The sequence below is a fragment of the Novosphingobium sp. BL-A-41-Hi4A-0G genome, from assembly GCF_055521735.1.
Genome location: NZ_JBVFVU010000002.1, coordinates 393,841 through 418,393 on the forward strand (window position 1 = coordinate 393,841; position 24,553 = coordinate 418,393).

A 24,553-nucleotide genomic window follows, 5' to 3' on the forward strand; every position below is an offset into this window, starting at 1 on the left:
CCGCCTTGTTCCACAGCGGCAGAGCACGTGCAAGCGACGCAACTTAATCGAACGGGTATGGTCTATTACTTGGCTCGAACATTGGGTTCGTGAGCCTTGGAGGCCAGATACCCGGCGAACGAGACGGCCTGCTTCGGCGAAAGCCGGGCCGTATCCCTGGCTTCAGTATCGAAGGCCGATCGCGCCATCGTGGTAGATCGACGCGCCGGTGACGAAGCGGGCATCGTCGCTGGCGAGATAGACGAAGGCGTGGGCGGTATCCTCAGGCTCGCTCGCCACGCCAAGCGGGTTCATCGCGGCTAGTGCCGCTTCAGCCGCCTCGGTGCTTTCCCACATGCCCCGCGCAACGTAATCTTCCAGCCCTTCGCGCAGGATCGGCGTCATCGTCACGCCGGGGTGAATCGAATTCACGCGGATTTTCTGGACCCCGTATTCCAGCGCAGCGCAGATCGTCAGCATCCGACCTGCCGCTTTCGACACGTGATAGCCGATGTTGGTCGCGTTGGGCATGTACGAGGCCATCGACAGGTTGTTGATGATCGACCCGCCGCCGCCGAAGCGCTCAATAGCGCTGGCAAGATGCGGCACGCAGGCCTTGATGCCGAGGAACAGCGCGTCGTGGTTGACGGCCATGACCTTGCGCAGATCGTCGAGCGAGGTCTGCGCGATGCCGCCATGGATCGAGATCCCGGCATTGTTCACCAGCACGTCGATCTGGCCGAAGTCGGCGACGGTAGCGTCCGCAACGCGCGCCCAATCAGCCTCGCTGGTAACGTCCTGCTCCATCAGCACGAAGCTGCCGGCAGAGCCATCGGCACGCACCAGCGCCGCGATTTCCGGGGCCTCTTCGCGGCGGAAATCGGTGCCGACAACGGCCTTCGCACCCTCCCGCAGGAAAGCGCGTGCGATTGCAACGCCAATATTGCCCACGCGCCCTGCGCCGGTGACGATGGCGACCTTGCCGTCAAGCTTGCCCATGGCCTCAGTCCACCGCGATCTGGCGGGCGAGATCGGGCATGATCGGCGGGATCTGCTCCTGCATGAAGCGGATGCGGCCACCGATGATCTGCTCGCTCATCTCGGGCTGGCTGTGCACCCAGAACTTGTTCTGCGCCATCTGCTCGAGGAACAGGCGGCAGCCTTCGTCGAGGTCCATGCCGTAGTCGCGCATCATCTCGAACATCGCGCGGCGATGCTTCGCCGCATTGTCAGGCTCGCCTGCGCCTGCTTCGGCGTTGAAGATGTTGGTGCGCAGCATGCCAGGGATGATGGCCGAGACATGGATCGGCAGGTTCTTCAGCTCCATCTCGAGGTAGAGGCATTCGCTGAACGCCTGCACTGCGTGCTTGGTCACGGTATAGGCGGTCTGTCCCGGCATCTGGCCGAAAGCGCCGACCGACGAGAGATTGCCGATCCATGCTTCCTTGCCGCTGGCAATGATGCGCGGCACGAAGGCGCGGACGCCATGGATCACGCCATGAAGGTTGATGTTGAGCGTGGCTTCCCAGCGCGCCGTCGGCACTTCCCAGGTGTTGCCCACCGTCTCGATCCCGGCATTGTTGATCAGCAGGCGCACTTCGCCGTGCCGGTCGAACACCAGTCCGGCAAGGCGGTCGAGTTCTTCGGGGATCGAGACGTCGACCTTTTCGGCCTCGGCCTTGCCGCCCGCTGCCTCGATCGCGGCGACGGTTTCAGCGGCTGCCGCCTCGTTGATGTCGGTCACCACCACGGTCATGCCGAGCGCGCCTGCGCGCCGCGCCAGACCTGCGCCAATGCCCGAGCCCGCCCCGGTGACGACGGCCACGCCGCCTGCGAATACGTCCTTGTCGAGTGCCATCTGGTTTACTCCTGCTGCTCGATCAGTGGGACAGCATCTGCACGTTTTCGCACAGCGCGCCTTCCGGGTCGGTGGAGAATACTACGCGCACGCCGTGCTCGGCCTCCTCACGGACCGGTCCGACCAGCTTGCCGCCATTGGCAGTGATCTTTTCCACGAGCGCATCGACATCCTCGACCACGAAGCCGAGAATGACCTGCTGGTCGCGCGGGGCATGGCGCTCGGTGAAGTTGAACATCACCAGCGAGCCCTTGGTCCAGTCACCCCCAGGGGCAAGGATCACTTCGCGGAACGGCTCGCCATCACTGTTGCCCGCCACGCGCTGGACGATGCCGTAGCCATAGACCGAGGTGTAATAGGCGGCCATCGCCTCCTCGTCGCGGCAGATCAGCTTGGTGAAGCCCGACAGTGCAGTCATTTCCGGTTATCTCCCATTTTGCCCCGATAGCGTGACCTGAAGCCGCCTCGCAGGCCTGTCGCACGCACTCGCTCGGGCAATGTGACTCAGTGCCCACTTACTCTTGATTATCGTAGCTCATTCGCGCATTGATTACGCAATGACAAGATGAAAGACGCATCGGGAGAAGTGATGCAGGCGTTTTCTGACGAGCTGATCCACGAAGTCCATCACGGACGCGTGGTTCGCTGCTTTGCCAGTCGGCCGCGCTCGCTCGCCGACTGCCTCGCGCAGGCCGTCTCGCGCGCGCCGGAAGCGGAAGCGGTGGTGGATGGGTCACGTCGGCTGACCTACCGGCAGCTCGACGAGGCGGTGCAATCGCTCGCCTCGGCCCTTGCAAATGCCGGTCTTGGCAAGGGCGAGCGCGTCGCCATCCTGCTGGGCAACCGGCTGGAATATCAGGTCATCGTCCTTGCCTGCGCGCTGGGCGGGTGGATCGCGGTCCCGCTCAACCTGCGGCTGAGCAAGCCTGAGATCGCGCAGGCGCTCGATGCCAGCGGCGCGGCGGCCCTGTTCCACGAAGCCGGGGCGGCGCTGCCCGATATTCCCGAAGCGCTTGTTCACCGCTTTGCCGTTGCCGACGACGCCGCCCTCCCCGCCGCCGCGCCGCGCCAGTTCGATCCGGTGAACGAAGACGAAGCGGCGGTGATCCTGTTCACATCGGGCACGACGGGCAAGCCCAAGGGAGCAGTGCTGACCCACTGCAACCTGGTCCACTCGCTCCTCCATTTCCGCCGACACTACGATCTGCGGGAAGGCGAGCGCTGCCTGCTTGCCGTCCCGGCCAGCCACGTCACCGGGCTTGTAGCGCTGCTCGGGGTGAGCGTCGCGGTGGCAGGCTGCCTCGTGATCATGCGCGAGTTCAAGGCGGCCAGGTTCGTCGAAATCGCCCGCCGCGAGCGGATGACCTACACGCTCATCGTCCCGGCCATGATCGCCCTGATCCTGATGCAGCCCGACTGCGACCGGACGACCCTGCCCGACTGGCGGGTCTGCGGGTTCGGCGGCGCGCCCATGCCCGACGCGACGATCGCCGAGATCGCCGCGAGCCTGCCCGGCCTTGCCCTGCACAACACTTATGGCGCAACCGAGACGTCGTCGCCTGCGGTGATCATGCCCGCGCAGGAAGCGGCAGCACGCTCACGCCAGATCGGCCTGCCGGTGGCGTGCTGCGATCTGATCGTGATGGACGCGCAAGGCCGCGAAGTGCCGCGCGGCGAACAGGGCGAAATCTGGATGGCAGGACCGATGGTCAGCCCCGGCTACTGGAACGATCCTGCCGCTACCGAGACGGCCTATGCCCACGGCTTCTGGAAATCGGGCGATATCGGGGCAATGGACGAACAGGGCTATGTGTCGCTCCACGACCGGCTCAAGGACATGATCAACCGCGGCGGGTTCAAGGTCTGGTCGGTCGAGGTCGAGAACACCCTCTGCGCCCATCCCGCCGTGATCGAGGCGGCGGTAGTCGGCAAGCCCTGCCCGGTGCTGGGCGAGCGCGTCGTGGCCTTCGTCCATCTCAGCGAACCGGCAACCGCCTATGCTTTGCGCGCCCACGTCGCCGCGCTGGTGTCGGACTACAAGGTGCCCGAGGACATCCACATCGAGGCCGTGCCGCTTCCCCGCAATGCCAACGGCAAGCTGCTCAAGCGCGAACTGCGCGAGCGGCTCGCCGTGAACTGATCGCCGCGAACTGATCGCCCTGAACTGACCCGACATTCATCCGAAGGAACGAGCCGAATGCGCAGCTACAAAGTCGAAAATGGCGTGGTGGATCTTGGCCGGGTCAAACTCGACGTGCCCGATACGATCAGCGAGGAGGCCAAGGCCTACCTCCGTTTCGATCCCAACCAGCAGATGCCCGAAGACGCCCCGCCGGTGCCGATGTGGCTGATGCGCGAGCCACTGGCCCCGATGTTCGAGTGGCTCAACCAGCAGGCGCTCGAAGCCTGGCCCTGCACGATCGAGGAAGCCGCGATAGCGGGCGTGCGCTGCCACCGCATCAAGCCCAGAGACGGCGTGCGCCATGCCGACAAGCTGCTGATCAACCTGCACGGCGGCGGCTTCGTGATGGGTTCGGGCTCGTTGGTGGAAGCCATTCCGATCGCGGGCGAGACCGGTTGCGAGGTCATCGCCGTCGACTATCGCCTTGCGCCCGAACACCCCTTCCCGGCCGCTGTCGACGACATCGTCGCGGTCTATCGCGATGCCCTGAAGAGCCATGCCGCCGGGGACGTGATCCTGTTCGGTACCTCGGCGGGCGGCTTCCTCACGGCGATGGCGATCATGCGCTTCAAGCAGGAAGGCCTGCCCCTGCCCGCCGCGTGCGGCGTGTTCACCGCGGGTGGTGACGTGACGCAGCTTGGCGATACCTTCAACTACCTGACGCTCTCGGGCTTCTACGGCCACCTTGGGGCGAAGCTCGACGATCCGCAATGCGAGCGCGGCGTCTTCGTCGGTACGGCCGACCGCAACGATCCGCTGCTCGCCCCGATCAAGGGCGATCTTTCCGACTTCCCGCCGACCCTGCTGGTGACCGGCACGCGCGATGCCGTGCTTAGTTCCGCCGCGATGTTCCACCGCGCCTTGCGCAAGGCCGGGCGGGATGCCGATCTGCATGTGTTCGAAGCGATGCCTCATGGCTTCTGGTTCAGCGTAGCCATGCCGGAATCGCGTGAGGCGATCGACCTCATGGCCCGCTTCTTCGAACGCCATCTCGGCATTGCTGCTGCGTGAAGCGGAACAGGGAGAGTAACCGCGCAGCCCGGAAGGCTTCGGGCCATCGCGGCAGCGGCAGCAGCGGCACGGGCAACCAGCCCGCGTCGCCCGACGCCACCGACCTTGCCATCATCCGCGCACTGCGTGCCGATGGGCGGGCAAACAACCAGCAACTGGCGGCACGGCTCGGCCTCACGGCGACGACCGTCTCGGCCCGCATCCGCCGCATGGAAGAGGCCAACCAGTTGCGGGTTGTCGCGGTGTCAGACTTTTCGGCGCATGGCTTCAACGTGCTGCTGCGCATTTCGGTATCGGTAAATGGCCGACCCGCGTCGGACGTTGCGGCCGAGCTCATCACCCTGCCGGAGGTCGTGGCTGCGCACATCGTCACCGGCGCCCATGACATCGACATGCTCGTCGCACTGCTCGATTTCGACGACCTGTCGGAATTCCTGCTCGACAAGCTGCCCGCAGTCCAGGGCATCCGCACGCTGACACCGGCAGTGGTGGTGGACATCGTCAAGTACAAGTTCGACGTCGCACCGATCGACTGAATCAGCTGGCCACGGGGTTCGAGATCACCAAGGTTGTCGGCGATCTCTTCCAATCCCTGGCTTCAATCCACATCCGGCCAGACTTGCGCGAAGAACGGGTTTGCCGCCTTGTTCGCATCGTAGCTGTCCTGATCGACCATGCAGGTCGGGCACCAGTGCCCGCCCTTCAGGTAAAGCCGCGGCGTCATCGCGAAGTCGTGGCCTAGCGCGCAGCGGAACTGCGTCGGTTCATCGGCATTGCCCACGGCGCCAAGATGCTTGCCGCCACGGAATTCTGCAGCAGCCTTGAGATCGTCACCGGTCCAGTCATGCTCGGACTTGTCGGTGTCATAACCGTGACTAAGCAGCGAGACCTGGCGGGACGGCTGACGGAATTCGAAATCGGCCCAGTCGCGCGGCAGCTTCTCCCACGCCTCGCGCGATCCGAAATAGGCGTCGATGTGTTCGCGGTCGTCATTGGCGATCCAGTTGAGCGTGCCGCCCGGGCCCTTGGCCAGCTTCTCCATCCGGCTGCGCCCAGCCCCCGGAAACCACCGTGCGATCAGGCGAACCAATGCCGGCATGGTTGCCACCATGCCTCGCGCCCAGTCCTCAAGCGTCTCCGAGCGGAACGGTACCAGTTCCTCGAGCCGGTCGGAATCGGCGTACCACTGGCCGTGGAAATTGCGCGTGGCCGACCAGTGCGGCAAGTAGCTGGCAAAGGCCTCCTTCTGCCCCAGCGCCCGCGCCGTGATCCGGGCGAACTCGTGGTTCACCACCCGCAGCTTCTCGCCGCCGCCGATGTTGTAGAACTGCTTCCAGAACGCTTCGGGCACCGCATCCTCGCAGGTATTTGCCGCAAGACGGGCCGAGTCCCCCACCGTCACCCATTCGAACACGCCGTTGAACGGGTTGTGGAAGATGATCGGATCGAAGATCTTCCACATGTTCGGGTGGGCGATGCCCGTTTGGCGCAGCGAGACCCAGTGCCTGATCCCGCTCTGCGCGACGATCGCCTCGGCCTCGGTCTTGCTCACGGCATACTGGTCGAACCGGCTGATCTTGATCGGATCGCCAGTGCGGCCCCAGTGCACCGGGGCATTGCGATGCCCGGTCTGCGCGACCGTGCCGATATAGACCAGCGCTGTCGTCTCGGCCTGCCCCGCCGCCTTGATCGCCTCGACAATGTTGCGCGCCCCGCCGACATTGACCTTCATTGTCAGTTCGGGGAACTTGTCGGCAAAGGGTGAAACCATGCCGCCAATGTGCAGCACCTGATCGACGCCCTCTACGGCTTGGCGCATATCCTGCGCACTGGTGAGATCGCCCCAGACCCACTCCACCGCGGGATGGCGCTCGAAGCGCTTGACCACCGGATGATTGCGCTCCTCCGGCCGCACCAGCGCGCGGACCCGGAACCGGTCCGACCGGGCGAGCAGTTCCGCCAGGGTAGCGCTGCCCATGTTGCCGGTCGCGCCGGTCAGGAACACGGTCTTCTTCGTGTTGATTGCCACTGCGGCGCTCCCTCAAAAATCGATCCCGAAAGTTCGATAAATTTCGCGATCCGTCAACCGCATGATTCGCGGCTTTACTTGGCATCGCAAATTAATGTAAGCGCCCACTTATAACGTATGGGAGATTGCCGAGATGGCCTCGATTCTTGCCGCAGAGCAAACCAGTTTCACGCCTCTGGCCGACAACGCGGAACTGGCAGGTGCGCTCGACGAGGCCAACGTGCCCACCCTGCTCGCGGCTTACGTCTCTCTTTCGCACGACCAAGCCATGCTCGAGGCTTTTGCGCCCCACATCCGCCCCGCCTTCTCCTACCCGCCGACCGATATCCCCGAGGATCTGGCCGACGAGCTGCGCCTGAAGCTGCGCCACCTCCTCACCACCGGCGAAGGCATTGCCGCGACCGAGCCGACCGACGCCCTCGTGCAGCGGATCATGTCGGTCACTGTGGGCGAGCCGGTCGAGGACGAATTCATCGAGCTGGTCTATGACCAGTGCGGCTTCCGCCCGTGGATCGACCGCAGCAAGCTGCCCGACCGCCCTGTCCCCAAGGCGGGGTTCAAGGTGCTGGTCATCGGCGCGGGCATGACCGGCATGGCCGCCGCCACCAAGCTGCGCGAGGCGGGCTACGAGTTCGTGGTGATCGAGAAGAACGCCGAAGTCGGTGGCACTTGGTACGAGAACCGCTACCCCGGCGTCGGCGTCGATACGCCCAGCCACTTCTACAGCTTCAGCTGGGAAATCTGGCCCGACTGGCAGCACTACCATCCCCACGGCGCCGACATGCAGCGCTACATGACCGGCGTTGCCGACAAGTACGACCTGCGCCGCGACATCCGCTTCAACACCACGGTGGAAAAGCTGTTCTGGGACGAGACGTCCTGCACCTGGACCGTCACCGTCCGCAATGCCGATGGCACCAGCGATGATCTCGTCGTCAATGCGGTGATCAACGGCCATGGTCCGGTAAACCGTCTCAAGATGCCCGACATCCCGGGGCTCTCCGACTTTGCCGGTCCGGTGGTCCATACCGCCGCCTATCCGGCAGACCTCGACCTCAAGGGCAAGCGGGTTGCCGTCATCGGCACCGGTGCCAGTTCGGCCCAGCTCTGCGGTGCAATCGCGCCCGAGGTGGCCGAGCTGACCGTTTACCAGCGCACCAGGCACTGGGTCATCTACAATCCCGAGATCGCGCACGAAGTCAGCGAGGGGATGAAGTGGGCGCTGTCCAATATCCCCACCTTCAAGGAATGGTTCCGCTTCCGGGTCTATTGGGCAGCGGCTGACGGCCTGTTCTCGAACGTGCTCAAGGACCCGGCGTGGGAAGGCAACATGCTCGCCGTCTCCGAGGGCAACGAGATGACGCGCCAGTACGCGCTCGGTTACATGCAGCAGCGCTTTGCCGACCGGCCCGACCTGATCGAGAAACTGACTCCCGATTTCCCGATCTTTTCGAAGCGCATCATTCTGGACAACGGCTGGTTCGATGCGCTTGCCCGGCCCAACGTCCACCTCGAAACGCAGGGCATCGCCCGCATCCTGCCGAACGGCATCGAGGCCAGGGACGGCTCGGTCTTCGAATGCGACGTGATTATCTGCGCCACCGGCTTCAACGTCTCGCAGATGGTCGGCAACCTCGTGATCAAGGGCGAAGGCGGGCGCGAACTTGGTGAGGAATGGGGTGCCGAAGATCCGCGCAGCTATCTTGGCATGTGCGTGCCGGGCTATCCCAACTACTTCCACACCGTCGGCCCCAACAGCGCGCCTAACCACGCCGCCGGCCAGAACCTGATCTCCGAAGCGCAGGTCAACTGGATCATTGAGGCGCTGGACCGCATCAACGAAGCCGGCGCTCGCGGTTTCGAGGTGACGCGCGAAGCCTTCGACGCCTGGAATCGCAAGGTCGACGAGCGCATGCCGCAGATGATCTGGACCCACCCGCGCGCCAATTCGTACTACAACAACTCGAAGGGCCGCGTATTCCTGTCCTGGCCCTGGCGGCTGGTTGACTTCTTCAACGCGACGCGGCGGCCGGAGCCGGGAAGCTATCGCCTGATCGAGTGAGCGATCCTGCACGTCACCTTGCGCGGGATCGCGGTTTGGCCCTATTCGCTTGGCCGTGATCAAGCGCATCCGCCTGCCGGCACGAGAACGCCGAGCCATCATTCTCGCCGACGCCCGGGCCATCTTTGCCCAGTGCGGATACGAGGCCGCGCGCACGCAGGACATTGCCCGGCAATCGGGCGTTTCCGAAGCGCTGATGTACCGCCACTTTCCGTCAAAGGAGGTCCTTTACCGCGCCGTCCTGCGCGACGTGATCCGCGATCAGGACGCAAGCTACGAGAAGCTGTCGCTGCAGGAATTCAACGGTCGCGCACTGGTTCGCAATCTCCACGCCTACTTCAGCATCGTGGTCGACCCTGACGAAGTGCGCATCAGGGAGGGCTTTCGCCTGCTGCTGGCAAGCCTCGTCGGTGACACGGGCTTTGCCACGCTGGTCTATCGCCGTGCCAACCGGCTGATGAACCATCGCATCACGGCGGCCTTGCGGAATGCGCGCGAGGCTGGCGAGATCGTCGGCAGGGAAATCTCGGTCAGGAACACTTCGCTGTTCAGCGAACATGTCGGCACGGTGATCAACGTGCTGGCGGCAAATATCGAACGCTCGCCCTACGAAGGCAGTGCAGAGGATCTGGTCCGCGACGCAGTCTGGTTCTGCTGCCGCGCGGTCGGCTTCACCGACGAAGCGATCGAGCGCCACCTGCAGGACTGAATTTCCCCGGGGCCCCCTCGATCCCGCCTGCCATCCGCTACCCCAACCTTGGTGCGCCCACGCGTGCGCAACGCTGTGCGCCGACTAAATTCGCGAATATCGAAAGCACATTGGCTTTCGTATTGACGATTTGCGTATCTGATGACATCTTGAATTACGAATACACTGCACGTCAGCCGGAAAACGAGTCGCCGTGCGGTGAAAGGGATTTGGGAGAGTTGGGGAACATGGCCAGCGCTGTCGCAATTTCGCAGACGGATGCGATTCCAACGGGTGAAGAACTCGTCGCCCGCGCAAGGGCGATGATCCCGACCTTGCGCAAGCGCGCCAGGGCCTGCGTCGCCGGGCGCGACGTCCCCGCAGAGTCGATTGCCGAAATGCAGGAAGCAGGCTTCTTCCGCATCCTGCAGCCCAGGCGCTGGGGTGGGTACGAGATGCACCCCAACGTGTTCTACGACGTGCAGAAGGCTCTGGCCGAAGGCTGCATGTCCACCGGCTGGATGTACGGCGTCGTCGGTTGCCACCCTTACGAGATCGCCCTGTTCCATGAAGAGGCGCAGGCCGAAGTCTGGGGCAAGGACACTTCCACTCTCGTCTCCTCGTCCTACCAGCCCGTCGGCAAGGTTACCCCGGTCGAAGGCGGCTATCGCCTCTCGGGCCGTTGGGGTTTCTCGACCGGTTCGGTTCACTGCCAGTGGGTCGTGCTTGGCGCGATGGTCCCGCCGCGCGAGGCGGGCGGCGCGCCCGACATGCGCGCGTTCCTGCTGCCGCGCGCCGACTACACCATCGATACCGATAGCTGGCACGTCTTCGGCCTCCAGGGCACCGGCAGCCATGACGTGATCGTCGATGATGTCTTCGTGCCCGAGCACCGCACCCACCGTTCAATCGACGGGTTCCTGTGCACCAACCCCGGGCAGGAGACCAACACCGGCCCGCTCTATACCCTGCCATGGGCGCAGGTGTTCATGCGCTCTGTCTCGACCGCCGCTTTCGGCGGTGCGCGCGCGGCCATTTCCGCCGCGATGGACATCGCCCAGAGCCGCATCTCGACCAACACCGGCAAGGCATCCAAGAACGATCCCTTCCTCCTTGCCGCCATCGCCCGCGCGCAGGCCGAAGTGACCGAGATGGAGCAGACCCTGCGCCTGACCTTCGAGGAACTGATGGCCCTGGCCGAAGCGGGCAACCCGATCCCGATGGAGAAGCGCACGCTGTTCGCCTACAATTCGGCCACGGTCGTGCGCCGCATGGCCGATCTGGTTGACGACATGGTCAAGCTTTTGGGCGGCCGCGCGATTTACACCTCGAGCGCGATCATCCAGCCTTGGCTAGACCTCAACGCCGGCCGCGCCCATGTCGCCAACGATCCGGCCAATCGCACGCTCGATGTTGTTGGCGCAATGCTGGGCGAAGCGCCCACTTTCACCTTCCTTTGATCGGAGCGCTCCTTGGCTGACCTGACCCACGCAACCTACCGCGTCTCCGGCGGTTACGACATCGTCATTGCCGAAGCGGGCGACGCATCCGCGCCTGCCGTCGTGTTCCTCCACGGCAGCGGCCCCGGCGCTTCGGGCGCGTCCAACTTCCGCCAGAACATCGATGCCTTCGTTGATGCCGGATACCGCGTGATCCTGCCCGACCTGATCGGCTACGGCGGCTCTTCCAAGCCCGAGGGGCTGGACTACACCCTCCAGTTGTTCACCGACACAGTGTACGAAGCGCTCGTAGCCCACGGTGTGACCAGCGCGAGCCTCGTCGGCAATTCGCTAGGCGGCGGCATTGCCCTTCTGATGACGCTGGATCACCCCGGCTTCACCCGCAATCTCGTCCTGATGGCCCCTGGCTGCGTGGCCGAGCGCGAGGCCTATTTCGTCATGCCCGGCATCACCAAGATGGTCTCCAGCTTCGGCGGACCGGACTTCAACCTTGCCGAACAGAAGCGCCTCGTCTCCAACCTCGTCCACCCGGATTTCGCGAGCAAGATTCCCGACGCGCTGGTGGAAGAACGCTTCGCCGTCGCCCGCACCCAGCCCAAGGATGTGCTGGTCCGCATGCGCACGCCCGACCTGTCGCCGCGTCTGCCCGAGATCACCCAGCCGGTCTTCGTGCTCTGGGGCCTCAACGACGAGTTCTGCCCCGAGGCGCACTCGCGCCTGTTCCTCGACCATTGCCCTGACGTGCGTGCGATCACCTTCGGCCGCACCGGCCACTGGGTCCAGGTCGAACGCGCTGCAGAATTCAACGCCTATGCCATCGAGTTTCTCAATGCCCGCCGATAAGATCCAGCATTTCGGCGCGGCGCTTTACGAAGCGCTCCGCGCCCGCAAGACCATTGCCCCGCTGATCGAGCAGGACCCCTCGCTGACGCTCGACGATGCCTATGCGATCAACCTTGATTTCCTGTCGCGCCGCGTGGCCGATGGCGAGAAGGTCGTCGGCAAGAAGATCGGCGTGACCAGCAAGGCCGTGCAGGACATGCTCGGCGTCCACCAGCCCGACTTCGGCTTCCTGACCGACTGGATGCATGTTGAGGGCGACATCGATATCGACGCCAAGGCCCTGATTGCCCCGCGCGCCGAGGCCGAGATCGCCTTCATCCTCAAGAGCAGCCTTAACGGTCCCGGCGTCACCGCCGCCGACGTTCTCGCCGCCACGGAAAGCATCGCCCCCTGCTTCGAGATCGTCGACAGCCGCATCGACGACTGGAAGATCAAGATCGTCGATACCGTCTCGGACAACGCATCATGCGGCGTCTATGTGATCGGCAAGGAACGGCTCGATCCGGCAGGCCTTGATCTCCCCAACCTGCACGTCGCCGTCACCAGGAACGGCGAGCCGCTGTCCGAAGGCTATGGCCATGCGGTGCAGGGCGATCCGGCGCAGGCAGTGGCATGGCTTGCGAACACGCTCGGCGCCTATGGCGTGACGCTCGATGCGGGCGACGTGATCCTGTCGGGTTCGCTCGTCCCGCTCGCACCCGCCGTGAAGGGTGATCGCTTCGAAATGACTCTCAGCAACGCAGCAGGCCCCTTGGGCACCTGCGTTGCCAACTTCGTTTAAGGAACTCCGGATGGCACGCGTGAAGGCCGCGATCATTGGCTCGGGCAATATCGGCACCGACCTGATGATGAAGATGATCAAGTACCCGCAGAACATGGAGCTGGCCATCGTCGTCGGCATCGACGAGAAGTCCGAGGGCCTCGCCATGGCGCGCGAGCACGGCATCGCCACCACGCACGAAGGCCTCGAAGGCCTGCGCGCCCACCCGCTCTACAAGGACATCGGCATCGCCTTCGACGCGACCAGCGCCTATGCCCACAAGGTCCATGACGAGGCCCTGCGCGCCGATGGCATCCAGGTGGTCGACCTGACCCCTGCCGCGATCGGGCCGTTCATCGTGCCCCCGGTCAACATGGAAGCCAACCTTGGCGCATCCAACGTCAACATGGTGACCTGCGGCGGACAGGCGACGATCCCGATGGTCGCCGCCGTCAGCCGCGTCGCCAAGGTTCACTACGCCGAGATCGTCGCGTCCGTCTCCTCGCGCTCGGCCGGCCCCGGCACGCGCGCCAACATCGACGAGTTCACCCGCACCACCGCCCGCGCCATCGAGCAGGTCGGCGGCGCGACGCGCGGCAAGGCGATCATCATCCTCAACCCCGCCGAACCGCCGATGATCATGCGCGATACCGTGTTCACCCTGTCCGAAGGCGGCAACGAGGACGCCATCCGCCAGTCCGTCAAGGACATGGTGGCCGAAGTGCAGAAGTACGTCCCCGGCTACCGCCTCAAGCAGGAAGTCCAGTTCGAACGCTTCGGCGACAACAACAAGCTGAAGATCCCGGGCCAGGGCGAATTCAGCGGCATCAAGTCGATGATCATGCTCGAAGTCGAAGGCGCGGGCGATTACCTGCCGCCCTACTCCGGCAACCTCGACATCATGACCGCCGCCGCCAAGGCCACCGGCGAACTGCTCGCCGCGCGCCGCATGGCCGCTGCAGCCGCCTGAAGGAGAACGGACAATGACTTCCACCTTCAACGTCGAACGCGGCGACAAGCTCTACATCCAGGACGTGACCCTGCGTGACGGCATGCACGCCATCAAGCACATGTACGGGATCGACCACGTCCGCGCGATTGCCTCGGCCATCGAAAAGTCGGGCGTCGACGCCATCGAGGTCGCGCATGGCGACGGCCTCTCGGGCGCCAGCTTCAACTACGGCTTCGGCGCGCACACTGATTGGGAATGGCTCGAGGCCGTCGCCGACGTGCTCGACAAGTGCGTGCTGACCACGCTGATCCTGCCTGGCGTCGGCACGGTCGAGGAACTGCGCCGCGCCTATGATATCGGCGTGCGCTCGGTCCGCGTCGCCACGCATTGCACCGAGGCTGACGTTTCGAAGCAGCACATCGGCATCGCCCGCGATCTGGGCATGGATGTCTCGGGCTTCCTGATGATGAGCCACATGATCGAGCCTGACGCGCTCGCCCAGCAGGCGGTCCTGATGGAAAGCTACGGCGCGCAGTGCGTCTATGTCACCGACAGCGGCGGTGCGCTCGACATGGATGGCGTGCGCGCCCGCTTCGAAGCCTATGACCGCGTGTTGAAGCCCGAAACCCAGCGCGGCATGCACGCGCACCACAACCTCGCATTGGGCGTGGCCAACTCCATCGTTGCCGCGCAGTGCGGTGCGGTGCGCATCGACGCCAGCCTCACCGGCATGGGCGCAGGCGCAGGCAATGCCCCGCTCGAAGTCTTCATCGCAGCAGCTGATCGCAAGGGCTGGAACCATGGCTGCGACGTGATGATGCTGATGGACGCCGCCGAAGACCTCGTCCGCCCCCTGCAGGACCGCCCGGTCCGCGTCGACCGCGAAACGCTCGCACTGGGCTACGCCGGGGTCTATTCAAGCTTCCTGCGCCATGCCGAAAAGGCCGCCGAGACTTACGGCCTCGATACCCGCACGATCCTCGTCGAACTCGGCCGCCGCAAGATGGTCGGCGGACAGGAGGACATGATCGTCGACGTCGCGCTCGACATGCTCAAAGCACAAGCCTGACCTGAAAAGAACATCCGGCGAGAGGGCAAGAACGCCCCCGCCCAACTCGGGAGAGAAGCAATGATCCTCAAGGACAAGGTCGTCATCGTCACCGGCGCAGGGCCGGGCATGGGTCAGGCCGCTTGCCGGGGCGCGGCGAAGGAAGGCGCAAAGGTCGTCGTCACCGCCCGCTCCAAGCAGGCCATCGAGGACGTTGCACACGAGATCGTGGCGGCAGGCGGCGAGGCCATCGCCGTCCCGCTCGACGTGACGCAGATGGACGAGTGCCAGGCCGCAGCCAAGGCCGCGCTAGACAAGTGGGGCCGCATCGACGGTCTGGTCAATTCGGCCTATTACCACCCCGATTGGGCGCCCTTGATCGAGCACGACATCGAGCAGGTCCTGCGCGCCTATGACGTCAACGCCGCCGGAGCGCTGCGCATGTCGATGGCGGTCTATCCGGCGATGAAGGCGCAGGGTGCAGGTTCCATCGTCAACATCTCCACGCTCTGCACCCGCAAGCCGATGCCCGGCGAAGGCGGCTATGGCATGGCCAAGGGCGCGCTCAACCACATGACGCGCCACCTTGCGGTCGAGTTCGGCGGCACCGGCATCCGCGTGAACACCACGCTCATGGGCTGGATGATGGGTGCCCCGCTGCAGGGCTATGCCGACAGCCTCGGCAAGGAAGCAGGGGAGGCCTTCCTCCGCCAGCGTGGTTCGGAAATCCCGGTCGGCCACATTCCTCCCGACAAGGACTGCGCCAAGGCCGTGCTGTTCCTGCTTTCGGACTACGCGTCCGAAATCACCGGCGCGATGCTCGACGTCAACGGCGGCGACTGGGTCGCAGCCTGAGGAGAAAGTCGATGCAACTTGAATGGATGAAGACCGCCAAGTCGCTGGCCGACGACCCCATCGAGGGCTTCGATCCCGATGCGGTTACCGAAAGCGAAGTCTTCGAGATCGCCGCGCCTGCCCGCGTGGTCTGGTCGATCCTCACCGATCTTCCGAACTACAGCGCATGGAACCCCTTTTGCATCCGTGCCGAAGGCAAGATCGAACTCGGCCACGCGGTGGTGATGACGCTGATCAACTATGCGGTGCCGGGCACGCTGTTCCCCAACTGCGAATTCATCAGTTCCATCGTGCCGGAGCGCCAGATCTCTTGGGACTTGCCCAACGATCCGGCCTGGCCCTACCCCGCCCGGCGCGATCAGGTGATCGAGCCGACGGGCGATGCCTCCTGCCGCTATTTCTCCACCGATGCCTTCCTTGGTGTAAACGGCATCCACGTCTTCCGCTTTGCCGGCCCCTGGGTAAAGCGCGCATTCGACGATACCGGCCGCGCGCTCAAGGCCCGTGCCGAGATGCTCTACGCGCAAGAACAGAAAGCCTGATCCCGCAATGCCTTATACGCTTCAGCAGCTCTCCGACATGGAAGAGATCAAGGTGCTCAAGCACCGCTACTTCCGCGCCATCGACACCGGCGATTTCGCCGCCCTGCCCGCGCTGTTCACACAGGACATTGCCTGCACCTACAACGGCGGCACCTACAAGGTCTCGCTCTCGGGCCGCGATGCCATGGTCGAGTTCCTGTCGAACTCTTTCCATTCGGGCGCGCTTGCCATGCACATCGGCATCATGCCCGAGATCAACGTGACCGGCGACAACAGCGCCACCGGCCTGTGGTATCTGCAGGATGTGTTCATCGACCTTGAAAAGGACGCCCACACTTTCGGCACCGCGATCTACACCGATGCCTATCGCCGCGAAGGCGGGGTCTGGAAGATCGAGTCCACCTATTACGACCGCGTGATCGAAGTCCTGCGCAAGTTCAGCGAGATGAAGGGCAAGCCCACCGTCCAGCGCCTCGCCACCACCGGACGCAAGCCGCACGAACGGACCGACATCAGCCACCTCATCCACTGGGACGAGTGACGGCGAAGGCCGCGCGCTACTTCAATCCGTAGCGCGCATATTCCTCGACCAGCCCGGGCATGACCTTGCGGAAATAGGCAAGGTCAGCCTTGGCCTCGGGCTTGCCCAGACCATTGGCCACCCATGCCCGAACGTACTGGGTCGAGACCTGCCCAGGCGAAAGCTTCAGCGCGGCCTCGGCATCGACCAGTGCATTGGCCAGATTGCCCTTCGCGATCCATGCCATCGCCCGGCTGTCGAGCACGGCAGAAGCGTTGGAGGCGCGCTCCACCGCCTGGTTGCACACATCCATCATCCCCTCGATGCCCACGCGGAACCGCGCCCGGTACCAGCACGAGGCGTTGAGCAACGAGGTATCGCCCGGCTTCTCGTCGATCAGTCCGTCGATTTCCTTGAGGCCCTCGGCCACCTTGCCGCTACGCGCCAGCACATCGGCACGGATCTGGACGACCGAAGTATGCTCGTCGCCCATGTCGTCGTACTCGGTCAGCAGGTCCAGCGCCTCGTCGGTCTTTCCGGCAAAGCCCAGCAGGTCGGCCAGAGGCAGCGCGGTATCGATCGAAGGCGAAAGCTTCAACGCCTCGCGCAGGTCGGCAATCGCAGCCTCGGTCATCGCCAGCTGCTTCTTGAGATAGCCGCGCCGCACGTGGTTGCCGGCATCAGGGCCCAGCGTGATGGCCTTGTCGTAATCGGCAATGGCACCCTTCAGGTCATAGGTCCCGGCGCGGAAGCTGGCCCGCGCCACCAGCGCCGTACCCTGCTCCGCCGCCGGATCGCGGGCGATGGCAAGCGCATAAGCTTCCTCGACCGGCGCGATCCGCGCACAGTAGGCCGGGGCCTGATAGCGCCAAGCCCGCGCTGCAGTCACCGGAGCGATAAGGAACGGGACGGTATTGCGCAGCCGCAGCGCCTTGGCTTTCTCGGCCGGTATGTCCGCCGCAGCCAGTTCCCCGCCCAGTGCCGAATGCTCCTCGCTCACCACGAACCGCGCGCCGTCGAGCAGGCCCTTGCGGACGACCGTCGTCCCGGCAAAGCTCGCCTCATAATCCGCCTTGCCGCCGGGCTTGTATCCCGGCTCGTCCGCCGGAAGCAGCACTTCCACGTCTTCGCGCGTGCGTCGCGCTGCTCCGAGATCGACCGGCAGCGCCTTCCACGCCGCGCGGCTGCGGTCGTAATCGAGCGAGAGATTGGCACTCGAAAGCGCCCCCATATCCATCCGCTTGGTGCCATCGCGGGAGACGAACTGGGTCGTGACGATGCCTTTGACAACAGCAGTGGCCGTTCCCGTCTCCGGATCGAACGTCATGCTGCCGTCGGTCACCAGCCCGCCGTTCTTTGAAAGCGTGCCGAACATCGACCCGGCAAAGGCGTCGATCATCTGCTTCTTCTGCTCGGCACTGGCCTGCCCGAGCGCCGCACCCAGGTTGCTCCCCAGCATTCCCGAAAGCGTCGTCGTCGCCGTGACCAGCGCCGGAATGTCCACCCCGGCGCGCTGGTCGATCACCATCTTGACCACCACCATCGGCACTTCCGGCACGCGCGGCGCAATGGCGATCAGGCCAGACCCTTCCGCCCGAATCGGCAGGGCATGGCGGAACGGCGGCGTATCGCCGATGGTGGCAAGGCGTGTGCCCGTGGCCGTCCCGTCGAGCCAATAAGTCACGCCGCCGATCTCGGCCCGCACGATCACATGATCGAAGGCCGCGGGCATCGGCAGCGAATCCGGCACCGCATCCCCGGTCTGGCTATTGACCGCCACGACCTCCGCCTTGATCCCCAGCGCTTCGAGCAACGAAAGCAGCAGCAGCGACTTGGCCTTGCAATCGCCAAAGCGCGAAGTCCATGTCTCGGCAGGCGCCTGCGGCACGTAGTTTCCGCCCGACATGCCGTTCATCAGGTAGCTGACCTGATCCTGCACCAGCCGAGTGGCGAGCGCGGCGCGGGTCAGCGGGTCCGGGCTTACAGCGGCGATCTTCGCCACTTCCACCGCCAGCTGGCTGCCCGCCGGAATGGCATCCTTCGTGGCATAGAGCGGCGCGAATACGCGCGAGACTTCTTCCCAGCTGGCAAAGTTGGTCGCCTCGATCGTCGGCCCGCGCGTGAAGCGTGAAGGCACGCCCGCTGGCATGTCCTCGCGCTTGGGCAGTGGCAGCGCCACGCTCACCGTGTGCCACCCATTCTTCACCGTCTCGCTCACCGTGCCGACGGCAGGCCCCGCCTGCCACTTGACGCCTGCGCCCTCGGGCCAGGAAACCGTCGTCCGGGCAAAGCCTGCTTCCACAGGCAGCGTCAGCAGCGGCGTGTCGATCTGCACCTTGCCCTGCAGCGCCTTGTCGCGCGTGGTCTGGCTGTAGGCGATGCGCAGCACGTCGCCCACTTGCAGCCCCGGAATGGCCAGCGTCGCGGTCAGCTGCCCGTCGATCTGCCGACGTTCAAGCCCGGTCTCGCGCCGCAGCACCTGATAGCGCGCGCCGCCCTTGATCACGTCGATCACCTTGTCTGCGCGCAGGATCTCGACGCGGTGGACCGTAAGGTCGCCCTTGTCGGGCATCCACGCCGCCGTGCTGGTGCCGCCCTGCGTCAGCGATTCGGGGCTGGCAAGCTTGTAGGCCTGGTCGACATAGACCGTCAGCGTCTCGCCCTCGATCCGCTCCTGCACGTCATAGAGGGCAAGCGCCGTGTTCGATGCCGTGTCGATCCTTGCCGCGTCGCGCACCTCGGCCCACTTCGGCGCGGGACCATAGAGCACGGCTTCCCCGGCAAGCGCGGGTGCCGTTGTAGCAAGCAAACCCATGATGACCGAAGCGAATCTTCTGCCCACGCAAACCCCCTGAAAGCAAGGGACTTACCTGCCCGCGATCATGGCCGCTGGCAATCGGCGTTCAGGCCTAGGCAGGCAAAACAGCGATCCGGGAAAGCACCATTTCGGCATGTTCCTTCCGGCAGATCAGCAGGTCCGGCATGTAGGTATCAGCCTGATTATAGACCAGCGGACTGCCGTCGATGCGGCTGCAGTGCAGCCCGTGTGCCAGCGCCACGGCGACCGGCGCGCAGGAATCCCATTCGAATTGCCCGCCCGAATGGAGATAGATGTCGGCATCGCCAAGGATCACCGCCATGGCCTTGGCCCCGGCGCTGCCCATCGGGACCAGCTCTGCCCCGATCGCCTCGGCCACGGCCACTGCCTCGCGCGCCGGACGGGTGCGACTGATCACCATGCGCAGCGTTTCCGGCGCTGGCGGAACGACTCGCGGCTGATCGGTGCGCAGCACAACGCCAGCGCCCGGCAGCGCGACCGCGCCAACCGTAGCAACGCCATCGATCGCAAGGCCCACATGCACCGCCCAGTCGACCCGTGCCTCGCCATATTCGCGCGTCCCGTCGACCGGATCGACGATCCACGTACGCGAGAACTGGAGGCGGTCGAGATTGTCCTTTTCCTCTTCGGACAGCAGCCCGTCTTCGGGCCGCTGTTCCCGCAGGGCATGGACGAGGAACTGGTTCGCCGTCGCATCGCCCGCCTTGCCCAGCGCCTTAAGGCTCATCATCCCGCTGTCGCGCACCGTGATCAGCAGCTTGCCCGCAACGTCCGCCAGGTGGGCGGCAAGTTCTGCATCGGTCATAACGGCATCGGTCATTTTGGTCCCCTCAGGCTCGGCTTGCAATTCACCGCTCTGCCCCTAAACCAAAGCTCCCATATGGGAGGAAAAGGTGGCGTTCAATCACAGTGACCAGCAGGAGCTGTTCCTGCCGCTGGTCGAAGGCGTGCACGAAACGCCGCCGTGGGGCGCGTTCATGCGCAATCTCGTCGCGCGCACATATGCCCGCCGCGCCTTCCTGATCATCACTCTTGCCAGCGCCATGCCGACGCAGGAGCCGACCGTGATCCACGTCTCGGCCCCGCGCGCGGTCAACGAGCCCCCGCTCGATTTCCGTCGCCTCGACAGCCTCGGCCTCCACCCCTACGGCCAGCTCCGCCCGGGCCGGGTCTATGGCATCGACGAGATGCTCGATTTCGACAACCCGGAGCGCCTCGCCTTCCAGCGCGGGGCGCTGGCCGAAATGGGCATTCGCTATGGCCGCTGGCTGCGCGTCACCGCCGGCGGCGCGGCCGATGCCTGGCTCCTGCTGGTGCGCGAACGCGAGGACTTCTCCTCGGGTGCCGTGTCCACCCTCGCCGCCATCGGCCCGCACCTTGCCGCCGCCCTGCGCACGCTCGCCGCGCTCACCCAGCAGCGCCTGCAGACCGCCATGGCGCAATCGGCGCTGGCGCGGCTTGGCGTGGGCCAGATGGCGTTCGACGCTGCCGGACGAGTCATGGCGGCTGACCCGGTGGCCGAACAGCTCCTGTCCTTCACCACCACGCCCGAACCGCGCGCCGGTCGGCGTCTCCAGTTGCTGCCATCCGTCTCGTCCGCGCTCGAACAGGCTTGCGCCGCCATTGCCGAAGGCCGCTCCGACGGCGGCAACGTCCTCCTGCTTGACCCGTCACGCGACCTGCACCTGCTCCTGCGCAAGGCGGACCTCGCCCTGCCCGAGCCCCGCGCCTTGCCCACGGCAATCGGCACCCTGCGCACCGGCCACCGCGAGGACGAGCGGGCAGGCGCACAGGTCCTGCGCGGCATCCACGGCCTGTCCGACCGCGAGGCCGCGCTTGCCGAAAAGCTCAGCCGGGGCGAGACCATCATCGACGCCGGCCGCACCCTGCGCCTGACCGACGAGACTGCCCGCAACTACTCCAAGCGAATCTACGCCAAGACCGGCACGCAAGGCCAGGCAGACCTCGTCAGGGAGATCCTCAGCGGATTGGCGCCCCTTGCCTGACCTTGCGCGTACAATGGCCTTCGCACTATCTCGTTTGCATTCTGCGTAGCATTGCACTCTAATGGCTGCGCAAAGAATGGGAGAGTCCGCATGATCAAGGCCATCGCGCTGTTGCGCCGCAAGCCGGGGCTCACCCGCGAAGAGTTCATCGCCTACTACGAAACCCGCCACGCACCGCTGATCCGCTCGCTGCTGCCCGGCATTACCGACTACCGCCGCAACTATGTGGACCTTGCTGGCGCGTTCGAAAGCGCAGTGGCCGCCATCGATTTCGACAGCGTCACCGAAATGCGCTTCGCCGATCGCGCCACCTACGACGCGTTCCTCGCCCGCGCCGCTGATCCCGAAGTGGCCCGCCGCATCGCCGAGGACGAGGAAAACGTGTTCGATCGCGCCGCCACCCGCATGTTCGTGGTCGACGAGACACCGTCGGTACCACCTGCCCCCGCAATCGACGAACTGCTCGCTGAGCGCGCCATCCGCGAAGGCCTTGCCCGCTTCGCCCGCGTACTTGACCGCAAGGATTGGGCCGCGCTGCCCGATGTCTTCGCAACCGACGTGACGTTCGACTATGGCCTCGGCGAACAGGCAGGCCTCGAGGCGCTGACCGCCAACATGCGCCGTTTCCTCGATGTCTGCGGCCCCAGCCAGCATCTGATCGGCAGTATCACCGTCACCGTCGATCCCGGCCACGCAGCAGCCACCAGCTGCGCCTACGTCCAGGCCCGCCACCAGCGCCCCGCCGACAGCGGCGGAGCGGTGTTCGACAGCAATGGCGAATATGTCGACCGCTGGGAAAAGCGCGGCGAATGCTGGCGCATCGTCCGCCGCGACGCGCTCTGGCAGACCCAGAGCGGCGATGCGGCGATCATCTGGAGCGGATCAGCCCCCGCGTGAGACCGGGATCAGCGCGCCCGAGATCGCCCGCGCCGAAGGCCCGGCAAGGAACACGATGACCTTGGCCAGCGCTTCCGGGCTGACCCATTGCGAGAAGTCGGCATCTGGCATGTCGGCGCGATTCACCGGCGTGTCGATCACGCTTGGCAGCACCGCGTTCACCGTGCAATCGGTGCCCGCCAGTTCCACGGCAAGGCTCTCGGTCAGTTTGTGCACGGCCTGCTTGGACGCGGCATAGGCCCCCATCCCTGCGCCCGCGACCAGCGCCGAACCAGCGCCGATGTTGACGATCGCCGCACCCTTCGCCGCGCGCAAAAGCGGCAAGGCGGCAGACGTCATCGTCACGCAAGTCGTCGCGTTCATCGCGAACATCCGCGCCCAGGTGCCCGGCGCCTCGTTGCCAACCGTCTCCCAGGTAAACCCGCCTGCAACATTGACGAGCACGTCCACGCCGCCCAGCGCCGCCCTGACCTGCTCGACCGCCGCCGCAGCCTGCGCCGCATCGGTCAGGTCCACCCCGCCAAGATCGAGCCCGCCGGGATTGGCGTCTGCCGCCGAAGGCGCAAAGTCGATCCGCGCCACCCTGTCACCATTGTCGCGGAACGCTTGCGCCACCGCGCGGCCCAGCACGCCGAATCCGCCCGTCACGATTACCGAACGCATCTGTCTTGAAACTCCTTCAGGGCCGCTGCGAGTGGCGGATGCCGCCATCGACCACGATCTCGGTCGCAGTGATATAGCTGGCCTCGTCTGACAAGAGGAAGCGGATCGCCGTTGCGATCTCCTCCGGCTTTCCAAACCGGCCAAGAAAGATGCGCGGGCCGTAAAGCTGCGCCATCCCGTCACGCATCTCGCCAAGGATCGGCGTGTCGATCATGCCGGGACTCAGCGCATTGATGCGGATGCCGTCGAGCGACAGTTCGTCAGCCATCGCCCGCACCAGCGAGATCACCGCACCCTTGGCGGCAGTATAGATCGGGATCATCCCGTTGCCGAACCAGGCATTGATCGAGGAAATGGCGACGACTGACCCACCGGCATGGGCCTTCAGGTCCTCACGGAAGGCCTGAACCAGCTCGATCACCGCGCGCACGTGCAGCGCCATCCCGGCATCGAAGTTCTCGGGCGTCACACCGCCGATCCCGGTCTGCACCGCCGTGCCCGCGCCGTGGACGATGCCGCCCACGCTGCCGAGCGCGGCGCGCGTCTCATGCGCTGCCGGGGCAACGGCCTGCGGATTGCGCAAGTCCACCACCAGCCCGATTGCGGTCACGCCATGGCGCGCAGCGATCTCCGCCGCTGCCGCCGTCACGCCCTCGGCATTGATGTCCCACAAGGCCACAGGTCGGCCCACTTCGGCCAGCGCATGGGCGGCGGCAAGGCCGATGCCCGATGCGCCGCCGGTAATGACGACGCCGGTCCCCGGCGCGCCGAGCCGTTCATCGCTCACGCTCATGCAGCTTCCTTGCTAGGCCCAAGACCCGCAAGGCAAACGGTATCAAACCCGAGCACGTGCGCCACGCGGCCCAGCCCCGCCCATGCCGCCGTACAATGCGCCAGATCGACGATCTCGGCATCAGTGAAAGCAGCGTTCATCCGCGCCCAGAAGTCCTCGTCGCCCGCCAGCGCCTGCGGCTCCGTCCCGAACCGCTCGGCAAATTCGATCGCCAGCCGCTCGCGCTCGGAGAACACCGGCGAGGTCCGCCACTCGGCAATCGCTTCATAGAACACCTCGTCCGGCGCGGGGCCGTTGTCGGTCACCAGCTTCTGACCCGGATCGCCCGCCACGCTATAGAGCTGCGGCACGTCGCGCTTGGCGCGAAGGTCCTTGCACACCATGCAGCCGTTGATCTGCGCCGTGCGCATCCGCGCGCCTTCGAACACCCGCAAGGGCAACGCGCTATGGCGATAGACCGCCGCAGCGAAGTCGCTGCTCGCGCCGACGATGGGCACGGCATGCGTCTTTGCCGCATAGCCGAAAGGATTGGCCTGCTCTTCCTCGGGAATGTCGATCCGTGCCAT

Annotated in this window: 24 protein-coding genes; 15 read left to right on the forward strand and 9 right to left on the reverse strand. The window is 65.2% G+C overall.

The features are described 5' to 3' along the window. Positions 1-162: 162 nt before the first annotated feature. The 3 genes from ACZ1JX_RS19485 to ACZ1JX_RS19495 are packed head-to-tail and all read right to left on the reverse strand — an operon-like array spanning position 163 to position 2,255. Entirely contained in the window at positions 163-978 is an 816-nt protein-coding gene (locus ACZ1JX_RS19485; protein WP_465126601.1) for an SDR family NAD(P)-dependent oxidoreductase, read from the reverse strand. Positions 979-982: 4 nt separating this feature from the next. Further along, positions 983-1,837 (reverse strand): SDR family NAD(P)-dependent oxidoreductase, encoded by an 855-nt coding sequence (locus tag ACZ1JX_RS19490; RefSeq protein WP_465126602.1) that lies wholly within the window; start codon positions 1,835-1,837, stop codon positions 983-985. A gap of 22 nt (positions 1,838-1,859) precedes the next feature. After that, positions 1,860-2,255 carry a VOC family protein gene (locus tag ACZ1JX_RS19495; protein WP_465126603.1) on the reverse strand — a complete coding sequence of 132 codons (396 nt, stop codon included), beginning with the start codon at positions 2,253-2,255 and terminating at the stop codon, positions 1,860-1,862. Positions 2,256-2,402: 147 nt separating this feature from the next. Between ACZ1JX_RS19495 and ACZ1JX_RS19500 the strand changes: the two genes are divergently transcribed. Genes ACZ1JX_RS19500 through ACZ1JX_RS19510 form a run of 3 tightly spaced genes read left to right on the forward strand, consistent with a single transcriptional unit; the run spans position 2,403 to position 5,566 of the window. Further along, on the forward strand, positions 2,403-3,977 hold the full coding sequence (locus ACZ1JX_RS19500) for a class I adenylate-forming enzyme family protein (protein ID WP_465126604.1): 1,575 nt from the start codon (positions 2,403-2,405) through the stop codon (positions 3,975-3,977). Positions 3,978-4,034: 57 nt separating this feature from the next. Further along, the gene (locus ACZ1JX_RS19505) at positions 4,035-5,030 is read left to right on the forward strand and encodes an alpha/beta hydrolase (RefSeq protein WP_465126605.1); all 996 of its coding nucleotides are present in this window, start codon (positions 4,035-4,037) and stop codon (positions 5,028-5,030) included. Next, on the forward strand, positions 5,027-5,566 hold the full coding sequence (locus ACZ1JX_RS19510) for an Lrp/AsnC family transcriptional regulator (RefSeq protein WP_465126606.1): 540 nt from the start codon (positions 5,027-5,029) through the stop codon (positions 5,564-5,566). The genes ACZ1JX_RS19505 and ACZ1JX_RS19510 overlap by 4 nt, the downstream gene beginning before the upstream one ends. 62 nt (positions 5,567-5,628) lie before the next feature. Here ACZ1JX_RS19510 and ACZ1JX_RS19515 read toward each other — a convergent pair whose 3' ends face one another. Then, a complete protein-coding gene (locus ACZ1JX_RS19515; RefSeq protein WP_465126607.1) occupies positions 5,629-7,059 on the reverse strand; it encodes an NAD-dependent epimerase/dehydratase family protein in 1,431 nt (476 codons plus the stop codon). Between the two features lie 133 nt (positions 7,060-7,192). Between ACZ1JX_RS19515 and ACZ1JX_RS19520 the strand changes: the two genes are divergently transcribed. From ACZ1JX_RS19520 to ACZ1JX_RS19565, 10 genes are all read left to right on the forward strand, one after another. Next, entirely contained in the window at positions 7,193-9,121 is a 1,929-nt protein-coding gene (locus ACZ1JX_RS19520) for a flavin-containing monooxygenase (protein WP_465126608.1), read from the forward strand. A 55-nt stretch (positions 9,122-9,176) separates the two neighbouring features. Further along, a complete protein-coding gene (locus ACZ1JX_RS19525; RefSeq protein ID WP_465126609.1) occupies positions 9,177-9,830 on the forward strand; it encodes a TetR family transcriptional regulator in 654 nt (217 codons plus the stop codon). A gap of 227 nt (positions 9,831-10,057) precedes the next feature. Then, positions 10,058-11,269, forward strand: a complete 1,212-nt coding sequence (locus tag ACZ1JX_RS19530; protein ID WP_465126610.1) for an acyl-CoA dehydrogenase family protein — start codon at positions 10,058-10,060, stop codon at positions 11,267-11,269. A gap of 12 nt (positions 11,270-11,281) precedes the next feature. After that, positions 11,282-12,112, forward strand: a complete 831-nt coding sequence (locus ACZ1JX_RS19535; protein ID WP_465126611.1) for an alpha/beta fold hydrolase — start codon at positions 11,282-11,284, stop codon at positions 12,110-12,112. Next, entirely contained in the window at positions 12,099-12,893 is a 795-nt protein-coding gene (locus ACZ1JX_RS19540; protein WP_465126612.1) for a fumarylacetoacetate hydrolase family protein, read from the forward strand. The genes ACZ1JX_RS19535 and ACZ1JX_RS19540 overlap by 14 nt, the downstream gene beginning before the upstream one ends. Positions 12,894-12,903: 10 nt before the next feature. After that, positions 12,904-13,842, forward strand: coding sequence for an acetaldehyde dehydrogenase (acetylating) (locus ACZ1JX_RS19545; protein WP_465126613.1), 939 nt, complete (start codon positions 12,904-12,906; stop codon positions 13,840-13,842). A gap of 13 nt (positions 13,843-13,855) precedes the next feature. After that, positions 13,856-14,893, forward strand: a complete 1,038-nt coding sequence (gene dmpG, locus ACZ1JX_RS19550; RefSeq protein ID WP_465126614.1) for a 4-hydroxy-2-oxovalerate aldolase — start codon at positions 13,856-13,858, stop codon at positions 14,891-14,893. 60 nt (positions 14,894-14,953) lie between these two features. Beyond that, a complete protein-coding gene (locus ACZ1JX_RS19555) occupies positions 14,954-15,727 on the forward strand; it encodes an SDR family oxidoreductase (RefSeq protein ID WP_465126615.1) in 774 nt (257 codons plus the stop codon). A gap of 11 nt (positions 15,728-15,738) precedes the next feature. Then, positions 15,739-16,269 (forward strand): SRPBCC domain-containing protein, encoded by a 531-nt coding sequence (locus ACZ1JX_RS19560; RefSeq protein ID WP_465126616.1) that lies wholly within the window; start codon positions 15,739-15,741, stop codon positions 16,267-16,269. Positions 16,270-16,276: 7 nt separating this feature from the next. Further along, a complete protein-coding gene (locus ACZ1JX_RS19565; protein WP_465126617.1) occupies positions 16,277-16,810 on the forward strand; it encodes a nuclear transport factor 2 family protein in 534 nt (177 codons plus the stop codon). Positions 16,811-16,826: 16 nt separating this feature from the next. Here the strand turns inward: ACZ1JX_RS19565 and ACZ1JX_RS19570 are convergent, their stop codons facing one another. Continuing rightward, entirely contained in the window at positions 16,827-19,631 is a 2,805-nt protein-coding gene (locus ACZ1JX_RS19570; protein ID WP_465126618.1) for a DUF3857 domain-containing protein, read from the reverse strand. 67 nt (positions 19,632-19,698) lie between these two features. Beyond that, a complete protein-coding gene (locus ACZ1JX_RS19575) occupies positions 19,699-20,448 on the reverse strand; it encodes a 3'(2'),5'-bisphosphate nucleotidase CysQ (protein WP_465126619.1) in 750 nt (249 codons plus the stop codon). A 73-nt stretch (positions 20,449-20,521) separates the two neighbouring features. Here ACZ1JX_RS19575 and ACZ1JX_RS19580 point away from each other — a divergent pair, with 73 nt between their 5' ends. Both ACZ1JX_RS19580 and ACZ1JX_RS19585 read left to right on the forward strand, forming a co-directional pair. After that, positions 20,522-21,634, forward strand: a complete 1,113-nt coding sequence (locus tag ACZ1JX_RS19580; RefSeq protein WP_465126620.1) for a helix-turn-helix transcriptional regulator — start codon at positions 20,522-20,524, stop codon at positions 21,632-21,634. Positions 21,635-21,724: 90 nt separating this feature from the next. Then, positions 21,725-22,531, forward strand: coding sequence for a nuclear transport factor 2 family protein (locus ACZ1JX_RS19585; RefSeq protein ID WP_465126621.1), 807 nt, complete (start codon positions 21,725-21,727; stop codon positions 22,529-22,531). On the opposite strand, the gene ACZ1JX_RS19590 is transcribed toward ACZ1JX_RS19585, so the two are convergent. The 3 genes from ACZ1JX_RS19590 to ACZ1JX_RS19600 are packed head-to-tail and all read right to left on the reverse strand — an operon-like array spanning position 22,517 to position 24,553. Continuing rightward, positions 22,517-23,194, reverse strand: a complete 678-nt coding sequence (locus ACZ1JX_RS19590) for an SDR family NAD(P)-dependent oxidoreductase (protein WP_465126622.1) — start codon at positions 23,192-23,194, stop codon at positions 22,517-22,519. The two genes, ACZ1JX_RS19585 and ACZ1JX_RS19590, sit on opposite strands and share 15 nt — an antisense overlap. A gap of 16 nt (positions 23,195-23,210) precedes the next feature. Then, a complete protein-coding gene (locus ACZ1JX_RS19595) occupies positions 23,211-23,987 on the reverse strand; it encodes an SDR family NAD(P)-dependent oxidoreductase (RefSeq protein WP_465126623.1) in 777 nt (258 codons plus the stop codon). Continuing rightward, positions 23,984-24,553: a carboxymuconolactone decarboxylase family protein gene (locus ACZ1JX_RS19600; RefSeq protein ID WP_465126624.1), complete on the reverse strand. Its 570-nt coding sequence runs from the start codon at positions 24,551-24,553 to the stop codon at positions 23,984-23,986. Before ACZ1JX_RS19600 ends, ACZ1JX_RS19595 begins: the two co-directional genes overlap by 4 nt.